We start from the raw sequence: 21355 nt of genomic DNA on the forward strand, positions 1-21355 counted from the left end.
GGTTGCATTGCGCCTTCCCCCTTTGGGAGAAGGCTGGGATGGGGGCAGGCAGAGCACTCGATGGATGCGCTGCTTGCCCCCACCCCAACCCTCCCCAGAGGGGGAGGGAGCAAGAGGAGGCGCAAGCGGGCGCTACACGCTCTGCAAGCGCACGTCGTTGGTGGGGATGGCGTTGAGCTCGGCCCAGTCCATCTCCTCTTCGAGCCGGTGGTAGGTGTCGTCCTCGATCTGTCCGCTCTCGCGCAGCACTTCGAGCGCCTGGCGCTGCGCGCGGATCGCCGTGGCGCGCAGGCGGTCGTGCGCGGTGCGGGCCTGCGGCTGGCTTTCGTCGGCGGCGATGGTCCGCGCGGCGCGGTATTCGTCGCGCACGGCACCGGCCTCGCCGCCGGGCTGCGCTTCGAGTGCGGACAGCGCCGCGTCCATCATCGCGATGCGCGCGAGCGAGACCTCCTTGTCCTGCGATTCGTCGGGCTCGATCTTCAGCGCCCTGATCAGCGGTCCGATGGTGAAGCCCTGGATCACCAGCGTGCCGAGCACCACCGCGAACGCGCTCAGCACGATGAGGTCGCGCCCCGGAAAATCCGCCGGCAGCGCAAAGGCCGTGGCCATGGTGACCAGCCCGCGCATGCCCGACCAGCCGACGAGAAAGCCGATGCGCTTCGAAGGAATCGAGATGCCCTTGGGCTTCAGGCCCAGCCGGTGCTTCACCGTGCGCATCACCGCCCCGTAGAACATCACCCACGCCACCCTCACCGCGATGACCAGCGCGAGCACGAGGCCCGCGAACTGCAGCGCGTGCACGAGCGCGGGGCCCGAGAGGCGGTCGAGGATGCCGCGCGCCTGCAGCCCCATGAGGAAGAACGCGAGCACGTTGAGCGTGAACACCACCGCGCCCCACACCGCATACGACTGCACCCGGTCCCGCGGCGTGCTGCGGCTCGGCGCGTACTGGCCCAGCTTCATGCCGAAGGCGACCACCGAGATGATGGGCGACAGGTGCAGCCGCTCGGCGACGATCCACGCCGCAAAGGTCATCACGAACTGGAAGATGATGGCCGAGCGCGTGCCCGCGAAGAGCGGGCTGATGAGCTGCAGGTAGATCTTGCCGAGCAGGAGGCCGGCCACCGCGCCGCCCGGCACCGCCACCAGCAGCATCGGCAGCGAGCTCGAAATGGGCTGGTGCCCCGCGCCCGCCGCCGACACCGCCACGCCGAACACCAGCAGCGCGACCGCATCGTTGAGCAGGCTCTCGCCGTTGATGAGCGACAGCGTGCGCCGCGGAATGCGGAACTGCTGCATCACCGCCGCCGCGGCCACCGCATCGGGCGGCGCGACGATGGCGCCGAGCGTGATGGCCGCGGCCAGCGGCAGCCCCGCGAAGGCCCAGCCGGCCCAGGCCACCACGGCGGTGGTGAGCAGCACCGCCACCAGCACCAGCGAGACCAGCGGCATCCAGTTGCGTCGCAGCTCGCGCGGCGAGGTGTCGAAGGCCGAGTCGAGCAGGGCGGGGGCGATGAACAGCGCGAGCGCCAGGTGCGGATCGAAATGGATGTGCGGCACCCAAGGCATCGCGCCGAGCCCGACGCCGGCCAGCGCCAGCAGCGACGGGTAGGGCAGCGCGAGGCGGCGCGAGAGCTGCAGCAGCAGGCAGGCCGCCACCAGCATGAGCAGGACGTTTTCGAAGATGTCCACGAGGGCTCCTCAGGTCTTCATGTTGTTCGGCGAATACTAAGAGGAGCGCGCGGGTCGAAGAGAAAATAGAGGGTCATTGGCCAGTTCAGGACAATAGAGTCCAGAATTATCTATACTCCCCGCCCATGGCCCGACCCAAAGCATTCGACCGCGAGACCGCCCTGCAGGGCGCGATCCCCGTGTTCTCCAACCTCGGCTACGACGGCACCTCCACCGAGGTGCTGCTCAAGGCCATGGGCATCAGCCGCCAGAGCATGTACGACACCTTCGGCGACAAGCGAAAGCTGTACCTGGAGGCGCTGCAGTACTACGTCGCGGGCAGCGTGGCCGAACAGATCCGCACGCTCAACGGCCCGGGCTCGGCGCTGAAGGGGCTGGAGGCGATGCTGATGGCCATGGCCTCCAAGGCGAGCACCGACGCCGAGCCGGGCTGCCTGGGCATCGGGGCCATTTGCGAGTTCGGACGTTCGGATGCGGAGGTCTCGCTGCTCACCGATACGGCGGCGCGCACCTTGCTGTCCGCGATCGAGCGCCGCATCGCCGAGGCCAAGGCGGCGGGCGAGATCGGCAAGGGCGTGGACACGCGGGATGCCGCGCAGTTCATGTCGGCCACGCTCTCGGGGCTCAAGATTTCGGCACGTGGGGGCGCGCCCGTCGAGACGCTGCGCGGCGTGGCGCGGATGGCGCTTCGAAGCCTGAAGTAGCAGGCTGCGGGCAGCAAGCAGGAGCGCCTTTTCAGGGCGCATTTTTTGGTTCTATTATGGATCGAACGATCCGTTAAAAAAGGAAGATTCTCATCATGCCAAACACACTCGCAGGCAAGGCCGCGCTGGTCACGGGCGGCTCTCGCGGCATTGGCGCCGCCATCGTGCGCCGCCTTGCGAACGATGGCGCGGCCGTCGCGTTCACCTATGCCGCCTCGGACGACAAGGCCAGGGCGCTCGTGGGCGAAGTCCGGGCGCAAGGCGGCAAGGCTTTGGCCATCAAGGCCGACAGCGCCGACGCGAAGGCCGTGCAGCAGGCGGTGTCGCAAGCGGCCGAGGCGTTCGGGCGGCTCGACATCCTGGTCAACAGCGCCGGCATATTGATTGCGGGCGTGGTGGATGCCTACGACCTCGCCGACTTCGACCGCATGGTGGCCGTCAACGTGCGCGCCGTGTTCGTGGCCACGCAGGCCGCGGTGCCGCACATGGGCGAGGGCGGGCGCGTCATCACCATCGGCAGCGTGACGGCGGACCGCAGCGGCTTCGCGGGCTCGTCGGTCTACAGCATGACCAAGGGCGCGGTGGCTTCGCTCACGCGGGGCCTGGCGCGCGACCTGGGCCCGCGCGGCATCACGGTGAACGTGGTGCAGCCGGGGCCGACCGACACCGACATGTCGCCTCAAGGCGAGATCGGCGAGCGCGTGCGCTCGCTGATCTCCCTGGGGCGCATGGGAAAGGACAGCGAGATCGCCAGCCTCGTGGCCTATCTCGCAGGGCCCGATGCGGGCTTCGTGACGGGCGCGGCGCTCACCGCGGACGGTGGCTACCTCGCCTGAACGCGCATCGGGCGATTCGCTCGCTCGGGCCGATCAGGACTTGATGAACGCCAGCAGGTCGGCGTTGAACTTGTCCTTGTGCGTGTCGGTCAGGCCGTGCGGCGCGCCGGGGTAGACGATGAGCTTGTTGTTCTTCACCAGCTTGGCCGAGGCCAGGCCCGCGGCGCCGATCGGCACGATCTGGTCGTCGTCGCCGTGGACGATGAGCGTGGGCACGTCGAACTTCTTCAGGTCTTCGGTGAAGTCGGTTTCGGAGAACGCCTTGATCGAGTCGTAGGTGTTCTTGTGGCCGCCGATCATGCCCTGCGCCCACCACGAATCGATGAGGCCCTGCGACACCTTGGCGCCCGGCCGGTTGAAGCCGAAGAAGGGGCCCGAGGGCACGTCCTTGTAGAACTGCGAGCGATTGGCCAGCTGCGCGGCGCGCAGGCCGTCGAACACTTCGATGGGCAGGCCCCCGGGGTTGGCGGCGGTCTTGAGCATGAGCGGCGGCACGGCCGAAATGAGTGCGGCCTTGGCGACGCGCTTGGTGCCATGGCGGCCGATGTAGCGCGCCACTTCGCCGCCGCCGGTGGAGAAGCCGACCAGCACGATGTTCTTCAGGTCCAGCGTCTCGATGACGGTGGCCAGGTCGTCGGCGTAGGTGTCCATGTCGTTGCCGTTCCATGGCTGGCTGGAGCGGCCGTGGCCGCGGCGGTCGTGCGCCACGGTGCGGTAGCCCAGCGAGGAGAGGAAGAGCATCTGCGATTCCCAGCTGTCCGAGTCGAGCGGCCAGCCGTGGCTGAAGACGACGGTTTGCCCGGTGCTGGGGCCCCAGTCCTTGAAGTAAAGCTGGGTGCCGTCCTTGGTGACGATGGTGTTGCTCATGACTTGCTTTCCTTGGAGTGAAGAGGCCGCGCCGGCTTTCGGCGCAGCGGTGGAAGCGGCGGATGCCGCGGTGGAGAAGCCGGTGCCCACGAGGGCGCCGGCTGCGACGGAGGCGCTACCGAGCAGCAGGTTGCGGCGGGTCGGGGTAGCGGTCAAGTTCTTTGCGTGTGACATGGTGCGTTCCTTCGGTGACGTGGTGGAGATGGAAGAAGAGAATTCGTATCGCGTGTATTAATATCGCATGCGATATAAATGACAGGAAAAAACAGGAAGGCGGATGCGGCGGGCCCTCACGCGTTCCTGTCCAGGTTCGAGCGCAGGGCGAGCAGTTCGTCGCGCAGCTTGCCGATCTGGCCCGGCTCCAGCGCCATGGCTTCGGCCACGCAGGCGGGCAGGGCGCGCGCCTTCTTGTGCAGCGCGCGGCCTTCGGCGGTGAGGGACACGATGACCTGGCGCTCGTCCGATGCGGAGCGCACGCGCTGGATGAGGCCACGTGCTTCGAGGCGCTTGAGCAAGGGGGTGAGGGTGGTCGTCTCCAGCGAGAGCCGCGTGCAGATCTCGGAGACGTTGATGCCATCGCGCTCCCACAGCACCAGCATGACCAGGTACTGCAGGTAGGTGAGGTCCAGGTCGTGCAGCAGGCCGCGGTACACCTTGTTGAGGCTGAGCATCGTCGAGTACACGGCAAAGCAGAGCTGTTCGTCGAGCGCCAGGGGATTGGTCCTGGCGGCTTCAGCGGGTGGGGCAGCGGGGCGCTTAGAAGGCATGGGCCGGATATTAGATCGCATGCGATCTAGTTGCAAGCGATATTTCTGGATGGCCCCGTGGGCTGCTCAGTCTGGCGATCTGCGGTAGGCGCCCGGCGGTGTTCCGAAGTGGCTCCTGAAACAGCGGCTGAAGTGGCTCGCATCGCCGAATCCGTTGCGGTAGGCAATCTCCGAAACGCTCAGGTGATCGAGCCTGCGGTTCCCGAGTTCTTCCTTCGCGCGTTCGAGGCGGCGTGCCTTCAGGTACGCGCCGTACTGCGTGCGCTGCAGCTCGAAGAGACGGTGCGTGAGCCGCTTCGAAATGCCGAGTTCTTTCGAGACCGCATCGACCGACAACTCCGCATCGCCCAGGTGCGCCTCGATGCAGGCCACCAGCCGTTGCCAGCGGTCGCGCTCGCGGCGCTTGCCTTCGGCTGCATCGTCGTCCACCGATTCGCACGATTCGCAGTACGTCGCGGCCAGCAGCGAGACGAAGGACTGCTCCGAGAAATACGCGAGCGCCGGCGTGCCCTGCACCGGCCCGGGGAACACATGGCCCATGTGCGTGCGCGCGGCCTCGGCCATCCGCGAATCGGCCCGCGCGATCGAGGGCACGAAGCGCTCGTGCAGGTCCGCATGGATGCCGAAGAACCGGGCGGCCGGCACGCGCAGCATCACCAGCTTGCCGGGCGTCGCGAGCGTGCAGACGGACGGCATCCGCGTGGTGCGGAACGTGATGTCGCCCTGGCGAAACGGCAGCCGCCGGCCGCCCTGGTCGATGGTGCCTTCGCCCTCGACGGCGATCATGGCCAGCACGTCGCCCGCGCCGCCGGGCGAGGCGAGCGCGGTGTCGTGCCGCACCGCGAGCGGCGTCGAGGTGAAGCTGATCGCAAGGCCCCCGCCCACGAGCCGGCAGGCCTCCAGGCTCATGCGCGGGTTGCTGTCCTGCACGCTGAGCTCGCCCGGGTAGACCAGCGAGTCGAGCGCGCTGGAGTAGCCCTGCACGTCGCCCGGATAGAACGGGCGAAAGCGCGGCGCAAAGCTCAGTTCGGATGCGGTGTCGTGGTGCATGGTGGGGCTCCTGCGGTTGGCCCGCACGCTTCGTGCCAAGCCACCGCAGTCTAGGTCTCGGGCCCGCTCGCAACGATCGAGACTTTCCACTAGGCTGTGGCACCCCAAGGCAGATCCAAGGAGACATCGATGGCCGCAATCGCCGAAATCGCCGACATCCAGAAGCTGTTCGCCGGGATATTTCCCGGCCTGATGGGCATCCGCGTGACGGTGCTGGAGCCCGACCGCGTGGTGGCGGAAATGGAGGTGCGGCAAGACCTCTGCACGGCCGGCGGCATCCTGCATGGCGGCGCCTCGATGGCGTTTGCCGACACGCTGGGCGCGGTCGGCACGCTGGTGAACCTCTCGGGCGGCAAGCGCACGACGACCACCGATTCGAGCACCAAGTTCATCGCCGGCGCGCGCCTGGGCAGCACGGTGACGGGCACCTGCGTGGCGCTGCACCGCGGGCGCACCACGATGGTCTGGCAGACCGCGATCACGAATGCCGAGGGCAAGCTCTGCAGCGTCGTCACGCAGACGCAGCTGGTGCTCGATCCCGCGCCATGACGCCGTAGCTCCCCCGGTTGGCACGCAGGGTCAATGCGCGTGCGCTCACGCACAAGCGCAAACCCGGCCCGCTTCTTACATTGACCGCCACCGTCAATGCACAGGAGCCACAGCGTGACAACCCACGACAACCCCACACCGTCCCTCGACGGACTCAGCTACGGCAACTGGAGCGAGGCCGAGAAGCTCGCCCTCAGCTGCCGCATCCTGGCCAGGGAGGGGCACTCCGAAACGCTGGCCGGGCAAGTCACCGTGCGGCAGGCCGACGGCACCTTCCTCACGACGCCGCTCGCGCATGCCTTCGGCGAGATCCGCCCGCAATCGGTGATGCGCATCGACGATTCGCTGCGCGTGCTCGAAGGGCGCGGCGTGCCGAACCCCGCGGTGCGTTTCCACCTCTGGGTCTACCGGCGAAGGCCCGATGTGAACTGCGTGATGCACACGCATCCGCCCTATGTGTCGGCCCTGTCGATGACGGGCGAGCCGCTGCAGATCGCGCACATGGACGCCACGCCGTTCTTCGACGACTGCGCTTTCCTTGCGGAGTGGCCCGGCCTGCCGATTGCCGACGTGGAAGGCGAGATCATCTCGGCCGCGCTCGGCCACAAGCGCTGCGTGTTGCTCGCCAACCACGGCTTCCTGGCCGCGACGGCGAGCATCGAGGAGTCGCTCTACATGTCGGTGCTCATCGAGCGCGCGGCGCGCAACCAGCTGATCGCGCAGTCCGCCTACGGACGGCTCAAGCTGGTGGACCCGGTGCTGGCGAAGGAGTCGCACGACTTCCTGCTGCAGCGGAGCATCGTCAACGCGAGCTTCGCGATGTTCGCGCGGCAGATCACCGGGGAGCAGCCATGAGCAGCATCGCTTCGCCGTTGCAAGGCGCGGCCGTGGCAAAGAAGCGCCAGAGCATCTGGAAGATCGGCGCCGCCACCATGGTCGGCACGGCCATCGAGGCCTTCGACTTCCTGGCCTACGGCACCGCCGCGGCGCTGGTGTTCAACAAGCTCTTCTTTCCCAACTTCGACCCCACCGTCGGCACGCTGGCCGCCTTCGGCACCTTCGCGAGCGGCATGCTGGCGCGGCCGCTGGGCGGCATCGTCTTCGGGCACTTCGGCGACCGGCTGGGGCGCAAGTCGATGCTCACGCTGAGCCTGCTGATGATGGGCATCTGCACCGTGCTGATCGGCCTCTTGCCGACCTACGAATCGATAGGCATGTGGGCCGCGGTGCTGCTGGTGCTGCTGCGCATCGGGCAGGGGCTGTCGTTCGGCGGCGAGCTGGGCGGCGCGATGCTGATGGCCGTGGAGCATGCGCCGCCCAAGTGGCGCTCGCTGGTGGGCAGCATGCCGCAGATGGGCGCACCCATCGGCGTGCTGCTGTCCTCGGGTGCTTTCGCGCTGGTGACGCAACTGCCCGAGGCGAGCTTTCTGAGCTGGGGCTGGCGCCTGCCGTTTCTTGCGAGCGCGGTGCTGATCGTGCTGGGCGTCTTCATCCGCATGAAGGTGGAGGAATCGCCCGAGTTCATGCAGGTGAAGGTGCACCAGAAAACGGCGGTGCTGCCGGCGCGCGAGGTCGTCGCGGCGCACTGGAAGCCCTTGCTGCTGACCATCGGCGGCAAGCTGGCCGAGGTGACGCTGATCTACACGATCCTGGTGTTCTCGATCTCGTATGCGACGAGCCGCCTGGGGTTCTCGCGGGCCGATGCGCTGCACGCGCTGATCGCGGGTTCGGTGGTCATGGTCTTCACCATTCCGGCCAGCGGCTGGCTCGCGGACAAGGTGGGGGCGCGGCGGCTCTACGTGTTCGGCGGGCTGCTGCTCGCCGTCATGGCGGTGCCGCTGTTCCAGGCGATCGGCAGCGGGTCGCTCACGGCGTACACGGTGGCGATGGTGATCGCTCTGTCGATCAACTATGCGCTGATGTTCGCGCCGCAGTCGAACCTGTATGCGGCGCAGTTTCCGGCGCAACTGCGCTACTCGGGCATCTCCATCGGCATCCAGTTCGCGGCGGCCATCGGCGGCGGGCTGGCGCCGATCATCGCGGCGACGCTGGTCGCAAAGTATTCGAGCATCGTGCCGGTGGGCATCTATGTGGCGGTGCTGGGCGTGATCGCGGCGGTGTGCGCGTACCTGATGCGGCCCACGCCGAACGAATGAATCGAACGAATGAATCGAACGAATGAGTGACCGTCAGGAGTGGCCGTCCACCCGCATCTGGAAGAGGAAGTAGGGCGGAATGCAGGCGCCGCGCCCTTCGGGCTGGCCCGCGGCCTGCGCGCAGATGAAGTCGTCGCGGCAGGGCTGCTGCGCCGAGCAGCTGCGCAGGTTGCCGGGGCGCGTGTGTTTGGCGAGGCATTCGCCGAAAGGCTTGTTCGCGGCCAGGCACTGGTTGAAGTCGCTCAGGATGGCGATGCCGCCGCAGGTGCCGTTCCTGTCGAGCGGATCGCAAGGGCCCGAGCACATGCCGCCCGGGAAGCCGACCGAGGTTTTCTCGCACACCGAAAACACGCCCTCGCAGGCGACGCGGGGCAGCTTCTCGGCACGGTCCAGCCACGGGTTGGCGGACTGCGTGATGCGCGTGGGCTCGCAGCTGGCGCCGACCGTGGCCTTCACGGGGGCGGCGTTCGTGCTGTCCGGTTCGGCGAGCGGGCGGAACGGGTCGGGCTGCGGCGTCGACAGCGCGGCGTGCACGTAGGTGCCGCGGCGCGCCAGTTCGTCCTGCAGGTGCGGCGAGTGCGGCAGCGCGAGCGCATTGCCCGTGGTGAAGGTGCGCGATGCGCCGCGCCGGTCGATGCCCAGCAGATGAAAGCCCGCGACCGCGCGGCTCTGGTGGCAACCCGCACAGCTGAGGTCATCGAGGCGGCGCAGCACGGCCTGAGGCGATTGCAGCGTGCGGCTGCCGGGCACGGGATGCCAATCGCCGGGCGAGAAGACCTGTGCGAATGGCCGGTTCGCCAGGCGTGCGAGGCCGCGCGGTGCGACCGAAACCGATTCGGTCGCGAGGAATTTCTCGGGGATCTGCACGGAGGCCTCGTCCAGTGCGCGCAGGTTGGCGGGCTGCTGCAGCCACTGCTGCAGTTCCTTGCGCAGCGGCGCGCTGGCCTTCAGGCGCGCGACGTTGGGCGTGTTCTCCAGCGGCGCCACATCGAAGCGCTTTGCGCCCGCGTTCCAGCGGAAGGCGCGCAGCATGTACTCGGCATGGCCGCCGAGATCGGGCCGCACCGCGGAGGGCCAGCGCACGCTCTGCAGGTTGGTGGTGACCTGCGCGATGCGCGCGGGCGCAAGGCGCTGCGGCGCGAGCGGGCCGTCGGGCGACACCAGCCAGCGGCCGAGCGCCTCGTCCGGCATCGAAGCCTGCGGCGGCTGCCAGCGCCGCGCGGCGGCGGCGCAACTGCCGTCTGCATCGGGCGCATCGCCGCGCAGTTCGACATTGACGGTCATCGGCAGGCGCGACTGCATGGCGACGGTGCGATACGCGAGCCTGTACACCAGCCGTGTCTCGCCGCATGCGCCGTTCTGGAAAGGGCGGCGGTCCATGCGATTGGCCACGCCGACCAGTTCGAAGAAGGCATCGGGGCTTGCGAGCCAGCGCGCATCGAACAGCCGGTGTGGGTAACGCGAGATGCCGACGCCGGCCTGCTTGTCCGCGCGCTGGATGCGCGCGAGGCTTTCACCGAGCGGCGTGGCGATGGATTGCCACGCCGGCGAACGCATCAAGGCCTGGTTGGTAGCGATGCCTTCAGGTGAAGCGGGCGCATCGCTGATCCAGTGGGCGAAGCTGGCGCCGGATTTCTCGGCGGCCTGCAGTGCGGCTGGCGCGGTGACGAGCAGCACGGGCTCGGCCGCATGCGCGAAGGCCGGTGCGAGCGCCAGTGCAAATGCGAAGGACAGGCAGTGTTTGAAGATCGGCACGCGGCCGATTGTGTCAGCGCCGGGGCGTGATGTTCAGCGCCGCGCAGAAGTCGTAGAACGCCTCCAGCTGCAGCGATTTGTCGAACACCGCATCGACACCCGCCGACAGCGCGCCTTCGCGCACCTCGGAGGTCGCGTAGTTCATGAGCACCACGGTGCGTTGCGCGGGCGATTTGTTGTCCTTCAGGTACTGCGCCACGGTGAGCCCGTTGCCCTCGGCGAGGAACACGTCGATGACGGCTGCGTCCCATGCGCCGGGGTTGGCCTTCAACCAGTCGATCGCTTCGGTGGAAGTGGCTGCGGTGCCGATCACATCGCATTCGGAAAATTCTTGCAGCCCGTCGGTCAGCGTGGTCGCGATCAGAGGGTTGTCTTCTATGAGGTAGATGCGGGTCATCGTTGTTGGCAAGAGGGTACGGTCCATCGGCTTGTCTCGGCCGAGGGGGTCATTGTCGGGGCGCACTCCCGTGGCCGAGTAAGACAACGCCGCCATCTGTCGTACATCCCTGTAGGGTGGTGGGTCGCGACGGGTGCAACCCGGCGGGTTGTCTGGAAAAATGCAACGCAATGACCACTGACTCGCAACCCAAGCTCCGCGTGCTGCTCGTGGAGGATGACGTCGACACCCTCGCCACCACCCTGAAACTGCTGGAGGCCCTGGGGCACTGGGCCACCGGCGTGAAGAGCGCCGAGGCCGCGATCTCGCGCTTCTTCCAGGGCGCCTTCGACGTGGTGATGGTGGACATCGGGTTGCCCGCGCTGTCGGGGCACGACCTGGCCGAGCGGCTGCTGCGCGACCACCGCGTGCCCGTGATCTTCGTGACCGGACAGGCGCAACCGGCCAAGCCGTTGGCGGGGACCCTGTGGCTGCGCAAGCCCTATACGGTCGAGCAGCTGACCGAGGTGCTGGAGCGCGCGGTGGTGTCGCCTTCCTAGAAACCTGAGAAAAATCAAATGCTTGGAGGGGCCTGCGTGCCACGTCGTGTGCACTTTTTGCGGAATCCACCCTGGGCCGCTTGATTTGCAGCCGCTTTCGTCTTGACGACGGATACCTGCCTCTTGAATGAAGGCGATGCCGTCGGCTTCCTTGGATACCGGTGTCCAAACCGGGGGGTCTTGGGAAGCTTTGGCACCTGGGGCCATTGGCCTCCGGACGCCCGCCGCCCGATAGCGTTGCGCATGCTGGATGATCCCGTTGACACGCAGGGGTCTGAATAATTATATTGGTCTAACCATTAATTAATCGTGGGGTCGCTCCAGCACCGATCCGCGAAGTTCCCCAGCGAGACAAGAACGTGCTGACCATCAATCTCTTCAACGGCCTGGTCTACGGCGCACTGCTGTTCGTCATGTGCTCGGGCCTCGCGCTCATCTACGGGTTGAGGCGGGTCGTCAACTTCGCGCATGGCTCGCTCTACATGCTGGGGGCCTATCTCGGCTATTCGATCGCCGGGTGGGGCAACTTCTGGCTGGCGCTGGTGCTGGTGCCGCTCGTGATGGCCGTGCTCGGCGTTCTGCTCGACCGTTACGGCTTCAGGCTGCTGCACAAGCGCGATCCGCTGTCCGTCGTGCTCGTGACCTTCGGCCTGCTGCTGGTGATCGAGGACTTCGTGCAGACCGTCTGGGGCAAGAGCAACCTCTCGCTGGCCGCACCGCCGGCGCTCGGCGGAACGCTGGACCTGTGGGGCACGCCGGTGCCCGTCTATCGCATCGCGGTGATCGCGATCGGCGCGCTGGTCGCGCTGGGCCTCACGCTCTGGCTTCGCTGCTCGCGCGCCGGACTGTACGTGCGGGCCGCCAGCACCGACCCCGCGACCACCGCCATGCAAGGCGTCAACACCGACATGCTGAGTGCCGCGGTCGTGGGCCTGGGCACCGCGCTGGCCGGGCTCGCCGGCGTGGTCGCGGCGCCGTTCCTGTCGCTGTCGCCCTCGATGAGCGGCGACGTGATCATCGATTCGTTCGTGGTGGTGGTGGTCGGCGGACTGGGCTCGCTGGCCGGTGCCTTCGTCGCGGCGATGGTGCTGGGCATGCTCCAGGCACTGGGCGCCGTCTACCTGCCCGATGCGGCGGCGCTGCTGCCGTTCGTTCTGATGGTCGTCGTGCTCGTGTGGCGGCCCTCGGGCTTCGCTGGCAGCCGGACATGAGGCCCGCGCGGTGACGATGCGTTCTCTCTGTCTGGCCGCCCTGTGCGCGCTGGTCGTGGGCGCGCTGTTCGGATGGTTCGTGCGCTCGGGCACCTTGCTGTCGCTGCTCACGCAGGCGCTCATCTACGCGGTGCTGGCCGTCGGCGTCGGGGTGCTGTTGCGGCAGAACGGCATGGTGAGCTTCGGGCACGCGCTCTTCTTCGGCGTGTCGGGCTACGGCGTGGGCATCCTCATGCAGGCCAAGCTGATGCCCGCGGAATTTGCGATCGCGCTCACCCTGGCGGGCGTGTCGCTGGCCGCCTTCCTGGCCGGGTTGGTGATCGTGCGCGTGCCGGGCGTGGCATTCGGCATGCTTACGCTGGCTCTTGGCCAGATGTTCTATCTGACCGCCTCGCGTTCGCGCGGCCTGACGGGCGGTGCCGACGGCATGAATATCGACTGGCCGGCGCAACTCTTCGGCATACCCCTCTCGCAACTGCTGCGGCCGGGCGCGATGTTCGTGCTGTGCTGGAGCGTGCTCGTGGTGGTGCTCTTTCTGCTGGCGCTGCTCCTGCGGGGCCGCTTCGGCAGCGTGACTGAAGCCGTGCGGGACAACGAGGAGCGCGCGCGTTTCATCGGCATCCTCACGCTGATGCCACGCGCGCTGGTGTTCGCGCTGTCGGCGTTCGTGAGCGCGCTGGCGGGCGTCCTGTCGGCGCTGAACACCGGCTTCGTCTCGCCCGAGACGCTGCATTGGAGCGTCTCGGGCGTGGCCCTGATGATGGCCGTGGTGGGCGGCTACAAGGTGCTGTGGGGGCCGGCGCTCGGCGCCGTCGTCTACTTTCTCGCCAAGGACGCGCTGGGCGACCACGCCACGCACTGGATGGCGATCTTCGGCGTCGCGCTCATCACCGTCATCGTGTTCTCGCCCGCGGGCATTGCCGGCGCACTGACGCAGCTGATGCGGCTGGCGCGTCCGGCGGGCCGGCCGGGGAGGGCGGGGCCATGAGTTCACTGGTGCTCCAGGCGATCGACGTGGCCGTGCACTACGGCGGCGTGAAGGCCGTCGACGGCGTGAGCTTCTCGCTGGCTCGGGGGCAAATCCGCGGGCTGATCGGGCCCAATGGCGCGGGCAAGTCGAGCGTCATCGATGCCATCACTGGCCGCAGCCGGCTCACGCGCGGCAAGGTGCTGCTCGACGGAGAAGACGTGACCGCGCTGGGCGTCGTGCAGCGCCGGCTGCGCGGGTTGTCGCGCAGTTTTCAGCGCACCAGCATCTTCGGCGGCATGTCGGTGCGCCGCCAGGTCGAACTGGCATCGCAGCGCATGAGCAACGATCGCTCGACGGACGACGCCCAGGCCGTGCTGGGGGAGCTGGGGCTCCTGCAGGTAGCCGATGTGACGGCCGACGAACTGGGCTACGGCGAGCAGCGGCGCCTGGACCTCGCGCTGGCCCTGGTCGGCAAGCCAAAGGTGCTGCTGCTGGACGAGCCGATGGCCGGGCTGTCGGTGCGCGAGTCGCACGAACTGGCGCGGCATCTGCAGTCGCTCGCCGGGCGCTGGAACGTGTCGGTGCTGCTGGTCGAACATGACATGGACGTGGTGTTCGGCATCTCCGATGCGCTGACCGTCTTCGAGCTCGGCCGGGTGATCGCCAGTGGCGATCCGTCCGAGGTCCGACGCGATCCGCGCGTGCGCGAGGCCTACCTCGGGAGCGCCGGATGAGCGCCCTGCTGCTCGAACTGGACAAGGTCCAAGCCTTCTACGGCGCGGCGCACGTGCTGCACGCGCTGGATCTTTCCGTGGCGCCGGGCGAACGTGTGGCGCTCATCGGCCGCAACGGCGTGGGCAAGACCACGGTGGTCAACACGCTGCTGGGCATCGCGTCGATGCGTGGCGGCCGCGTCGTGGTGGGTGGCCGCACGCTGCGGCGGCCAAGGCCCTACGAGGCCGCACAGCATGGGGTGGCCGTCGTGCCGCAGGGACGCCGCATCGTCGCGAACCTCACCGTCCAGGAGAACCTTCAGCTCGGTGCTGCCGCGCGGCGCAAGGGGCCCTGGAACGTCGCGGAGATCTACCGGCTGTTTCCGATCCTGCAGGAGCGTGCGCACACGCGCGGCACGGCGCTGTCGGGCGGGCAGCAGCAGATGCTGGCGGTCGGCCGCGCGCTCATGGCCAACCCCGCGCTCATCCTGCTCGACGAGCCCACGGAAGGCCTGGCGCCCGTGATCGTCGATCAGCTCGCGGTGATCTTCCGCCGCGTCGCCGCGCAGGGCACGGCGCTCCTGCTCATCGAACAGAACATGAGCCTGGTGGTGCGCGTGGCCGAGCGCTACTGCGCCATGGCCAAGGGCTCCGTGGTCGCCCAGGGGCCGGTCGAGGATTCGAAGCAAGGGCTGGCCACGCTCGAGAACCATGTCGCCGTGTGAACCGGCGACCCACGGCTGCCGGACCGCTTCCGGCATGCGGATCGAAGGAGACGGGAAGATGCTGAGACTCAGAAGATGGGGCCGCACCGCCGCGGCGCTGGCCATGGCGGTCGGGAGCGCGGTGGCGTTGCTGCCTTTCACGGCGATGGCGCAGGGCAAGGAGCCGGTCAAGGTGGGCCTGGTGTCGTCCAAGTCGGGCGTGTTTGCACAGCAGGGCGAGGAGGTGATCCGCGCCGTGCAGTTCGCCATCGACGAGGCCAACGCCAAGGGCGGCATCGACGGCCGCAAGATCGAAGTACAGACCGCCGACGACGAGAGCACGCCCGATGCCGGGCGCCGCGTGGCCGAAAAGCTGGCGCGCGACGGCTTCAACCTGCTGATCGGCGCGATCCCGTCGTCGGTCTCGCTGGCGATCGTGCAGAACCTGGACCGCTGGGACGCCGCCTACTTCAACGTCATCAGCAAGACCGACAAGCTCACCGGCGACACCTGCCGTGCGCGGGCCTTTCGCACCAACCATGCCGATTCAATGGACATCGCCATGATCAACCAATGGGCCAAGGAGCTGCCCGAGAAGTCCTTCGCCGTGCTGGGCGCGGATTTCGTCTGGGGCCGGGAGTCGGGCGAGGCGTTCAAGAAGTCGGCCGAAGCCGCCGGCAAGAGCGTGCCGCTTGCGCTCTATGCCCCGATGGGAACCAAGGATTTCGCGCCGTACATCGCGCAGTTCAAGGCCTCCAACGTCGAGGCGATCTGGGTCGCCGAGGTCGGCCGCGACGCCATCGCCTTCGTCAAGCAGGCGCAGGAGTTCGGCCTGATCCCCGCCAAGAAGCTGATCGGCCACGCGCTCATCCTCAATTTCATGATCGATGCCACCGGCAAGGCGCTGGACGGCACGGTCGGCACGACCTCGTACACGCCGGACATCGACTCGCCACGCAACAAGGCCTTCGTCGCCGCGTGGAAAGCGAAATTCAAGCGCCTGCCCACCGACAACGAGGGCCAGGCCTACAACGGCGCCATCGTGATGTTCCAGGGCGTGCAGAAGGCCGGCAGCGTGAAGCCGGCGGACGTGAGCCGCGCACTGCGCGGCGCCGAGGTCGAGACGCTTTACGGCAAGCTCACGCTCCGCGCGCAGGACAACCAGCTGATGCTGCCCAACTTCGTCGGGCGCGCCAAGGTCGCCGACGGCGTGCTGCGGCCGGTGGTCGAGCACAGCTTCGCCGCGTCGACCATGCCCGGGCCGTCGGCGCTCTGCAAGCTCTGAGGTCCGGGGCGGCTCAGCCGCCGAGCACCGCCGACCAGTAGTTGCGGGCCCGGTCCATGTGGCGAAGGATGAGCAACTGCGCCTTGGCCGAATCGCGGTTGCGGATGTGCTCGAGCAGCCGGCGGTGGTCGCGCAGCGACGCCTTGCCCTGCGCGGCGTCTTCGAACAGCACGGTCCGGCGCCGGCTCGTGAAACGGTAGAAGGCGTTCAGCACGCGCACCAGCACCGAGTTGTGCGTGGCGTCGGCCACGGCAATGTGGAAGTCGGTGTCGCACGCGGCGATGTTGCCGCCTTGTGCGAGCACCTCTTCGGTCTTGCGCAGCACGGCCTCCAGCCGCGACAGGTCTTGCTCGGTGCGCCGCTTGCAGGCCAGGCCCAGGGCCTGGATCTCCAGGTGCGCGCGCACCTCCATCGTCTCTGCGACCTCGGTGCGGGTGGGCGTGCCGCCCATGTCGGTGAGCATCACCAGCGCCTCGAAGCTGCTCTCGCGCTCGATCTGCCGCAGGTAGATGCCGGAGTTGGGCCTGAGCTCCACGATGCGCAGCGTCGCGAGCGTGGCCAGCGCCTCGCGCACCGCGTTGCGGCCCACGCCCAGTTGCTCGGCCAGGTCTCGCTCCGATGGCAGGCGGTCGCCGGCATGCAGCCGGTGCGCCTGCAGGTGCGCAAGGATGCGCGCGATGACCGAGCTGTCGGCGGCATCGCCCGCATCGGGGCGGGCGCGGGCGTCGTCGCTCGCTTGGGGGATATCGGATGTGGTCGTCATGCGGCGTGTTCTTTCGCAGTCTCGCGGGGCTCAGAGATCCAGCACCAGCGTGCCCGACCGCGCGCCGGAGCAGCAGATCATGACGCTGGTGTTGGCGTGTTTTTCTTCATCGCTCAGGAAGTCGTCGCGATGGTCGGGCTGGCCGTCGACGACCGCCGTGCGGCAGGTGCCGCACACGCCGGCCGTGCAGGCGTAGGGCACGTCGATGCCGTGGTCCAGCAGCGTGTCCAGGATGGTCTTGCCCGGCACCACGGTCAGGCGCTGGCCACTGCGCTGCAGCACCACGTCGTAGCCGCCGCCGGTCGCGGGCGCCTCGGCTGCAGCGAACCGTTCGAAGTGCACGGTCTGCGGGGGGCGCCGGGCGCAGCTGTCGATGAAGGTGTCGATCATGCGGGGCGGACCGCAGCAATAGAGATGAACGTCGGGCGGCGCCTCGCGAACGATCGCGGCGATGTCCAGGCGCTCGCTGCGCGACGAAGCGAAGCAGAACCGCGTCTCGCCGTCGAGTGTGCGGACATCTTCGGCAAAGGCCGTCTGCGCCGGCGACCGGCTCGCATAGTGCAGGCGCCACGGCCGCCCCAGCGCATCGAGTTGCCGCAGCATCGACATGACCGGCGTGATGCCGATCCCGCCGGCGATGAAGATCGAATGCGGCGCGTCCTCGGCCAGCGCGAAGTCGTTGACCGGCGGCGTGGCCCGCAGCACATCGCCCACGCGCGGTGTCGCATGCATCCAGGCCGAGCCGCCCTTGCCTTCGTCGTCGCGCTGGACGGCGATGAGGTAGCGGCGCAGCGACGCATCCGCCGAAGCTTCGAAGGGCGCATTCGCAAGCGAATAGCTGCGCACCTTGTCGCCGGCCAGATGCAGGTCGATGTGCGCGCCGGCGCTGAACGCGGGCAGCGGCGCATCGCCGGCCGAAACGAATTCGTAGGAGACGATGCCCTCGGCCTCCAGGCGCGTCTGGCGCAGGCGCAGGTCGATCGGTGGCGCGGTCGTGCTTGCCACGCTCATGGGGTGTAGCCGAAGTCTGCGCCCAGCTTCGCCCTCATCAGCTCGCGCCCCGACTCGCTCCACGATTGGCCGGCCGGCACGGTGAGCGACACCGCGCGCACCATCGGCAGCGCGGGGTCGTCCAGGCGCGGCGGGCGCTGGTTCCTGGTGGCCAGGTTGCGCGCGGTTTCCAGCAGCAGGCGCCGCGTCATCGCGACGCCGGTGTCGCTCATGCCCAGGTGTTCCTTGGAACGGTCGTAGACCGGCGCCACGCCCGACTGGCAGGCCGCGTCCTGCACCCACAGCCCGGGAATGCCCGAGAACCAGGTCTTGGTCTGCGCGTCGTAGTTGAAGTGAAAGGCGTTCTGCAGGTTGAAGCGGGTCCAGTACCTCGCGTAGGGCTCGGTCGGGGGGCGCGGCGCGTAGGCGTTCAGGCTCGGGTGCCCGGTCTCGCGGCCCGCATGGCCGTTGTCGAAGAGCTTTCTCGTCTTCTCGTAGAACGGCTGCACCGGGTGGTACGAGAACATGATGCACAGGGTGTGGTGGTCGTCCATCGGCACCCAGGCGTGGCCGCTCAGTTCGGGGTATTGCGACTGCGGCGGAACCAGCGTGTAGAAGGGCAGCAGGAACTGGTTGACGCGCCAGTAATGCGTGTGCTCGTCCAGCACGCGGCGCGACGCGATGCTCATGCCGAAGTCCTGGCGCTTGCACTCGAAGGTGGGGCGCAGGTCCTTCTTGGCGACCCAGTCGCTGATCGCGCCCTGCGCATCGATGCGCCCGTGCAGGATGGGCGCGTGGGCCGAATCGATCTCGCCCTCGACCGCCTGCAGCCAGTTGCACTCCTGCACCCGGAAGCTCACGTAGACGTTGTCCTGCGGCACCAGGTTCCATTCGATCTCGGGCAGCGGCGGCGGGTGGTCTCGCTCCGGCCCCATGTAGGCCCAGGCGATGCCGTTGCGCTCGCGGCACGGATAGTTCTTGATGCGCACCGTTTCCTTGAGCCGGCTTTGCGGCGGCTCGGCCGGGGTGTCGACGACGCGGCCCTCGGTGTCGAACTTCCAGCCGTGGTACACGCAGCGCAGCCCGCAGTCCTCGTTGCGGCCGAACACCAGCGGCGCACCGCGGTGCGGACAGGCGTGGTCGACCAGGCCGATGCGGTTCTCGCCGTCGCGGAACGCGAGCAGTTCTTCACCGAGCAGGCGCACGCGCTGCGGCTGGCCGTCGGGGACCAGGTCCCTGGAGGGCAGGAAAGGTATCCAGTACAGCCGCATGAGCTGGCCCATGGGCGTGCCGGCGCCGACGCGCACCAGCGTTTCATTGTCTTCGTGGGAAAGCATCTAGTTCCTTATTGGATGGACCAAACTGGTCCTACCAATTTATGTCATCCGCTTTTGGCCGTCAACTAGAATGGTATAACCATTATTAAAAGACGCATCGACGTCGTGCCTGGAGACATTTCTTGCCAGACCAAGCCACTCAAGCCCCTCAAGCCCCCCAGTCCCGCCACTCCCCCGTCGCGCTCGTTGCGGGCGCCAGCGGCATCGTGGGCACCGGCATCGCGCAGCGCCTTGTTGCGGACGGCTGGCGCGTGCTGTGCGCATCGCGCTCCGGCGGCGGCGACGTGGCCGGTACCCAGGGCATTGCGGTCGATCTCTCGGACCCGCAGGCCTGCAAGGCCGCGCTCGCGCCGCACGAAGGGATCACGCATGTCTTTCATGCAGCCTACCGGCAGGCCGAAAGTCGCGCGGCGGAGGTCGCGCCCAATCTCGAGTTGCTGCGCAACGTGGTGGAGGCCGCGAGCGCCCGAGCCGCCGGGCTGAAGAAGGTGGTGCTCGTGACCGGTGCCAAGTTCTACGGCATCCAGTGGGGCGCCACCCGCACTCCCTGCCGCGAATCGGATGCGCGGCAACTGCCGCCCAACTTCTACTACGACCAGGAAGACTGGCTGCGCCAGGCGCAGCGTGGCCAGCCATGGGCCTGGGTCAACCTCATTCCGCCGTTCGTGTCGGGGTTCGCCGTCGGCAACCCGATGAACCTCGTGCTCGGCGTGGGCATCTATGCGGCGGTATGCAAGGAGATGGGACTGCCGCTGCGTTTTCCCGGCAGCGCGGGCGCCTACGAGGCGATCCACCAGATCGCCGATGCGCAGCAGATCGGCGCAGCCGCCAGCTGGGCCGCCACGTCGCCGGCGGCCGACAACCAGGCCTTCAACGTCGCCAACGGCGACGCCGCGCGCTGGAGCAACACATGGCCGGTATTGGCCGAGGGCCTCGGCATGGCCGCCGGCGAACCCAAGACGATGCCGCTGGCCGACGTGATGCCCGACCAGCAGGCGCTGTGGAACCGCATTGCGCAACGCCACGGGCTGCGCGAGCTCGACATCGCACGCGTGGTCGACTGGCGCTGGGTCGACTACATGCTGCGCATGTCGCACGACGTGCTCCTGGAGACCGGAAAGATCCGCCGCGCGGGCTTTCACGATTGCATCGAGACCGACCGCATCTTCATGCAGCGCCTGAACGAGCTGCGCCAGCACAAGGTGATTCCATCGTGAACCCACGACACCGCGACACCGCCCGGCTCACGCTGGGCTTCCTGACCCTGGGCGCGCAGGCTGCGCCGCTGGACACCATCGACGCCGCCGCCGAAGCCGGCTACGGCGCGGCGGGGCCGCGCATCAGCGGGCGCTATCCGGGCGATGCCTGGCCGGCGGTGGACGGCGTGCCCGCGGCCTTCGACGCGATCCGCGAGACGGCGCTCGCGCGCGGCGTGCGCATCTCCAGCGTCAGCGGCTACTACCTCTCGCCGCAGGTGCAGCCGTCGCACCTGCGCGCCAACGTCGACGCGGCCCGGGCCGTGGGCGCGCCGATGATCCTGCAGGGCTGCTTCGAGGACGACCACGCACGCGTCGCCGCGCTGTTGCGCGACTACGCGGCCGCCGCGGCCGACGCCGGCATCCGCATCGCGCTGGAGTTCATGCCGATGAGCGGCCTGAAGAACCTGCGCCAGACGCTGGCCGTGATCGACGCCAGCGGGGCGCGCAACGTCGGCATCCTGGTCGACACGCTGCACCTGGCGCGCTCGGGCGCCACGGCCGCCGACGTGGCCGCGCTCGATGCGTCGCGCATCTACCTCACGCAGCTGTGCGATGCGCCGGCCAGCCTGCCGGCGGACAGCACCCTCTTCGACGAAGCCATGTCCGGGCGCATGTACCTGGGCGACGGGCAGCTCGACCTGGCGGGCGTGGTGCGCGCGCTGGCGCCCGATGCCGAGCTCGAACTGGAAACCCCGGTGGTCGCCGATGCGCAACTGCCGCCAGCCGGCCGCGCGCGCAAGGCGGCCGATGCGGCGCAGCGCTTTTTCGGCCGCCACTTCACTGCTTGAACGCGGCCCGAAGCGGCGTGCAG

Annotated in this window: 22 protein-coding genes; 13 read left to right on the forward strand and 9 right to left on the reverse strand. The window is 68.3% G+C overall.

What is annotated here, in order from left to right; all coding sequences use genetic code 11:
* Positions 1–132: 132 nt before the first annotated feature.
* Complete coding sequence (locus BM133_RS03420; protein ID WP_093431650.1) at positions 133–1692, reverse strand: cation:proton antiporter; 1560 nt, start codon at positions 1690–1692, stop codon at positions 133–135.
* 125 nt (positions 1693–1817) lie between these two features.
* Here BM133_RS03420 and BM133_RS03425 point away from each other — a divergent pair, with 125 nt between their 5' ends.
* The gene (locus tag BM133_RS03425; RefSeq protein WP_093431651.1) at positions 1818–2396 is read left to right on the forward strand and encodes a TetR/AcrR family transcriptional regulator; all 579 of its coding nucleotides are present in this window, start codon (positions 1818–1820) and stop codon (positions 2394–2396) included.
* A gap of 95 nt (positions 2397–2491) precedes the next feature.
* The gene (locus tag BM133_RS03430; protein WP_093431653.1) at positions 2492–3232 is read left to right on the forward strand and encodes a 3-oxoacyl-ACP reductase family protein; all 741 of its coding nucleotides are present in this window, start codon (positions 2492–2494) and stop codon (positions 3230–3232) included.
* Positions 3233–3265: 33 nt separating this feature from the next.
* On the opposite strand, the gene BM133_RS03435 is transcribed toward BM133_RS03430, so the two are convergent.
* From BM133_RS03435 to BM133_RS03445, 3 genes are all read right to left on the reverse strand, one after another.
* Positions 3266–4273: an alpha/beta fold hydrolase gene (locus BM133_RS03435; RefSeq protein WP_093431654.1), complete on the reverse strand. Its 1008-nt coding sequence runs from the start codon at positions 4271–4273 to the stop codon at positions 3266–3268.
* Positions 4274–4389: 116 nt separating this feature from the next.
* Positions 4390–4866, reverse strand: coding sequence for a MarR family winged helix-turn-helix transcriptional regulator (locus BM133_RS03440; RefSeq protein WP_093431656.1), 477 nt, complete (start codon positions 4864–4866; stop codon positions 4390–4392).
* Between the two features lie 66 nt (positions 4867–4932).
* The gene (locus BM133_RS03445) at positions 4933–5916 is read right to left on the reverse strand and encodes an AraC family transcriptional regulator (RefSeq protein WP_093431657.1); all 984 of its coding nucleotides are present in this window, start codon (positions 5914–5916) and stop codon (positions 4933–4935) included.
* Between the two features lie 129 nt (positions 5917–6045).
* Here BM133_RS03445 and BM133_RS03450 point away from each other — a divergent pair, with 129 nt between their 5' ends.
* From BM133_RS03450 to BM133_RS03460, 3 genes are all read left to right on the forward strand, one after another.
* Positions 6046–6465, forward strand: a complete 420-nt coding sequence (locus tag BM133_RS03450; RefSeq protein ID WP_093431659.1) for a PaaI family thioesterase — start codon at positions 6046–6048, stop codon at positions 6463–6465.
* A 114-nt stretch (positions 6466–6579) separates the two neighbouring features.
* A complete protein-coding gene (locus BM133_RS03455; RefSeq protein WP_256219041.1) occupies positions 6580–7320 on the forward strand; it encodes an aldolase in 741 nt (246 codons plus the stop codon).
* Complete coding sequence (locus BM133_RS03460) at positions 7317–8621, forward strand: MFS transporter (RefSeq protein WP_093431662.1); 1305 nt, start codon at positions 7317–7319, stop codon at positions 8619–8621. The genes BM133_RS03455 and BM133_RS03460 overlap by 4 nt, the downstream gene beginning before the upstream one ends.
* 33 nt (positions 8622–8654) lie before the next feature.
* On the opposite strand, the gene BM133_RS03465 is transcribed toward BM133_RS03460, so the two are convergent.
* A complete protein-coding gene (locus BM133_RS03465) occupies positions 8655–10376 on the reverse strand; it encodes a hypothetical protein (RefSeq protein ID WP_093431664.1) in 1722 nt (573 codons plus the stop codon).
* 13 nt (positions 10377–10389) lie between these two features.
* On the reverse strand, positions 10390–10800 hold the full coding sequence (locus BM133_RS03470) for a response regulator (RefSeq protein ID WP_256219042.1): 411 nt from the start codon (positions 10798–10800) through the stop codon (positions 10390–10392).
* A 143-nt stretch (positions 10801–10943) separates the two neighbouring features.
* On the opposite strand from BM133_RS03470, the gene BM133_RS03475 reads away from it, so the two are divergent.
* The 6 genes from BM133_RS03475 (at position 10944) to BM133_RS03500 (ending at position 16195) form a co-directional block, all read left to right on the forward strand.
* Positions 10944–11312: a response regulator gene (locus tag BM133_RS03475; protein ID WP_093431667.1), complete on the forward strand. Its 369-nt coding sequence runs from the start codon at positions 10944–10946 to the stop codon at positions 11310–11312.
* Between the two features lie 359 nt (positions 11313–11671).
* Positions 11672–12523, forward strand: a complete 852-nt coding sequence (locus BM133_RS03480; RefSeq protein WP_093431668.1) for a branched-chain amino acid ABC transporter permease — start codon at positions 11672–11674, stop codon at positions 12521–12523.
* Between the two features lie 16 nt (positions 12524–12539).
* A complete protein-coding gene (locus BM133_RS03485) occupies positions 12540–13511 on the forward strand; it encodes a branched-chain amino acid ABC transporter permease (RefSeq protein ID WP_093431670.1) in 972 nt (323 codons plus the stop codon).
* On the forward strand, positions 13508–14227 hold the full coding sequence (locus BM133_RS03490) for an ABC transporter ATP-binding protein (protein ID WP_093431671.1): 720 nt from the start codon (positions 13508–13510) through the stop codon (positions 14225–14227). The genes BM133_RS03485 and BM133_RS03490 overlap by 4 nt, the downstream gene beginning before the upstream one ends.
* Positions 14224–14931: an ABC transporter ATP-binding protein gene (locus BM133_RS03495; protein ID WP_093431673.1), complete on the forward strand. Its 708-nt coding sequence runs from the start codon at positions 14224–14226 to the stop codon at positions 14929–14931. Before BM133_RS03490 ends, BM133_RS03495 begins: the two co-directional genes overlap by 4 nt.
* 58 nt (positions 14932–14989) lie before the next feature.
* Positions 14990–16195, forward strand: a complete 1206-nt coding sequence (locus tag BM133_RS03500) for an ABC transporter substrate-binding protein (protein WP_093435011.1) — start codon at positions 14990–14992, stop codon at positions 16193–16195.
* 13 nt (positions 16196–16208) lie between these two features.
* Here BM133_RS03500 and BM133_RS03505 read toward each other — a convergent pair whose 3' ends face one another.
* Genes BM133_RS03505 through BM133_RS03515 form a run of 3 tightly spaced genes read right to left on the reverse strand, consistent with a single transcriptional unit; the run spans position 16209 to position 19285 of the window.
* A complete protein-coding gene (locus tag BM133_RS03505; RefSeq protein ID WP_093431674.1) occupies positions 16209–16958 on the reverse strand; it encodes a FadR/GntR family transcriptional regulator in 750 nt (249 codons plus the stop codon).
* A 30-nt stretch (positions 16959–16988) separates the two neighbouring features.
* Entirely contained in the window at positions 16989–17963 is a 975-nt protein-coding gene (locus BM133_RS03510) for a PDR/VanB family oxidoreductase (protein WP_256219043.1), read from the reverse strand.
* Between the two features lie 2 nt (positions 17964–17965).
* Positions 17966–19285 carry a Rieske 2Fe-2S domain-containing protein gene (locus tag BM133_RS03515; RefSeq protein ID WP_093431677.1) on the reverse strand — a complete coding sequence of 440 codons (1320 nt, stop codon included), beginning with the start codon at positions 19283–19285 and terminating at the stop codon, positions 17966–17968.
* Between the two features lie 122 nt (positions 19286–19407).
* Here BM133_RS03515 and BM133_RS03520 point away from each other — a divergent pair, with 122 nt between their 5' ends.
* Together BM133_RS03520 and BM133_RS03525 are read left to right on the forward strand one after the other, a co-directional pair.
* Positions 19408–20502 (forward strand): SDR family oxidoreductase, encoded by a 1095-nt coding sequence (locus BM133_RS03520; RefSeq protein ID WP_093431679.1) that lies wholly within the window; start codon positions 19408–19410, stop codon positions 20500–20502.
* Positions 20499–21332 (forward strand): sugar phosphate isomerase/epimerase family protein, encoded by an 834-nt coding sequence (locus tag BM133_RS03525; RefSeq protein WP_177224707.1) that lies wholly within the window; start codon positions 20499–20501, stop codon positions 21330–21332. Before BM133_RS03520 ends, BM133_RS03525 begins: the two co-directional genes overlap by 4 nt.
* Positions 21333–21355: the final 23 nt, after the last annotated feature.

It is taken from the genome of Variovorax sp. 770b2 (assembly GCF_900115685.1).
GTDB lineage: Bacteria > Pseudomonadota > Gammaproteobacteria > Burkholderiales > Burkholderiaceae_C > Variovorax.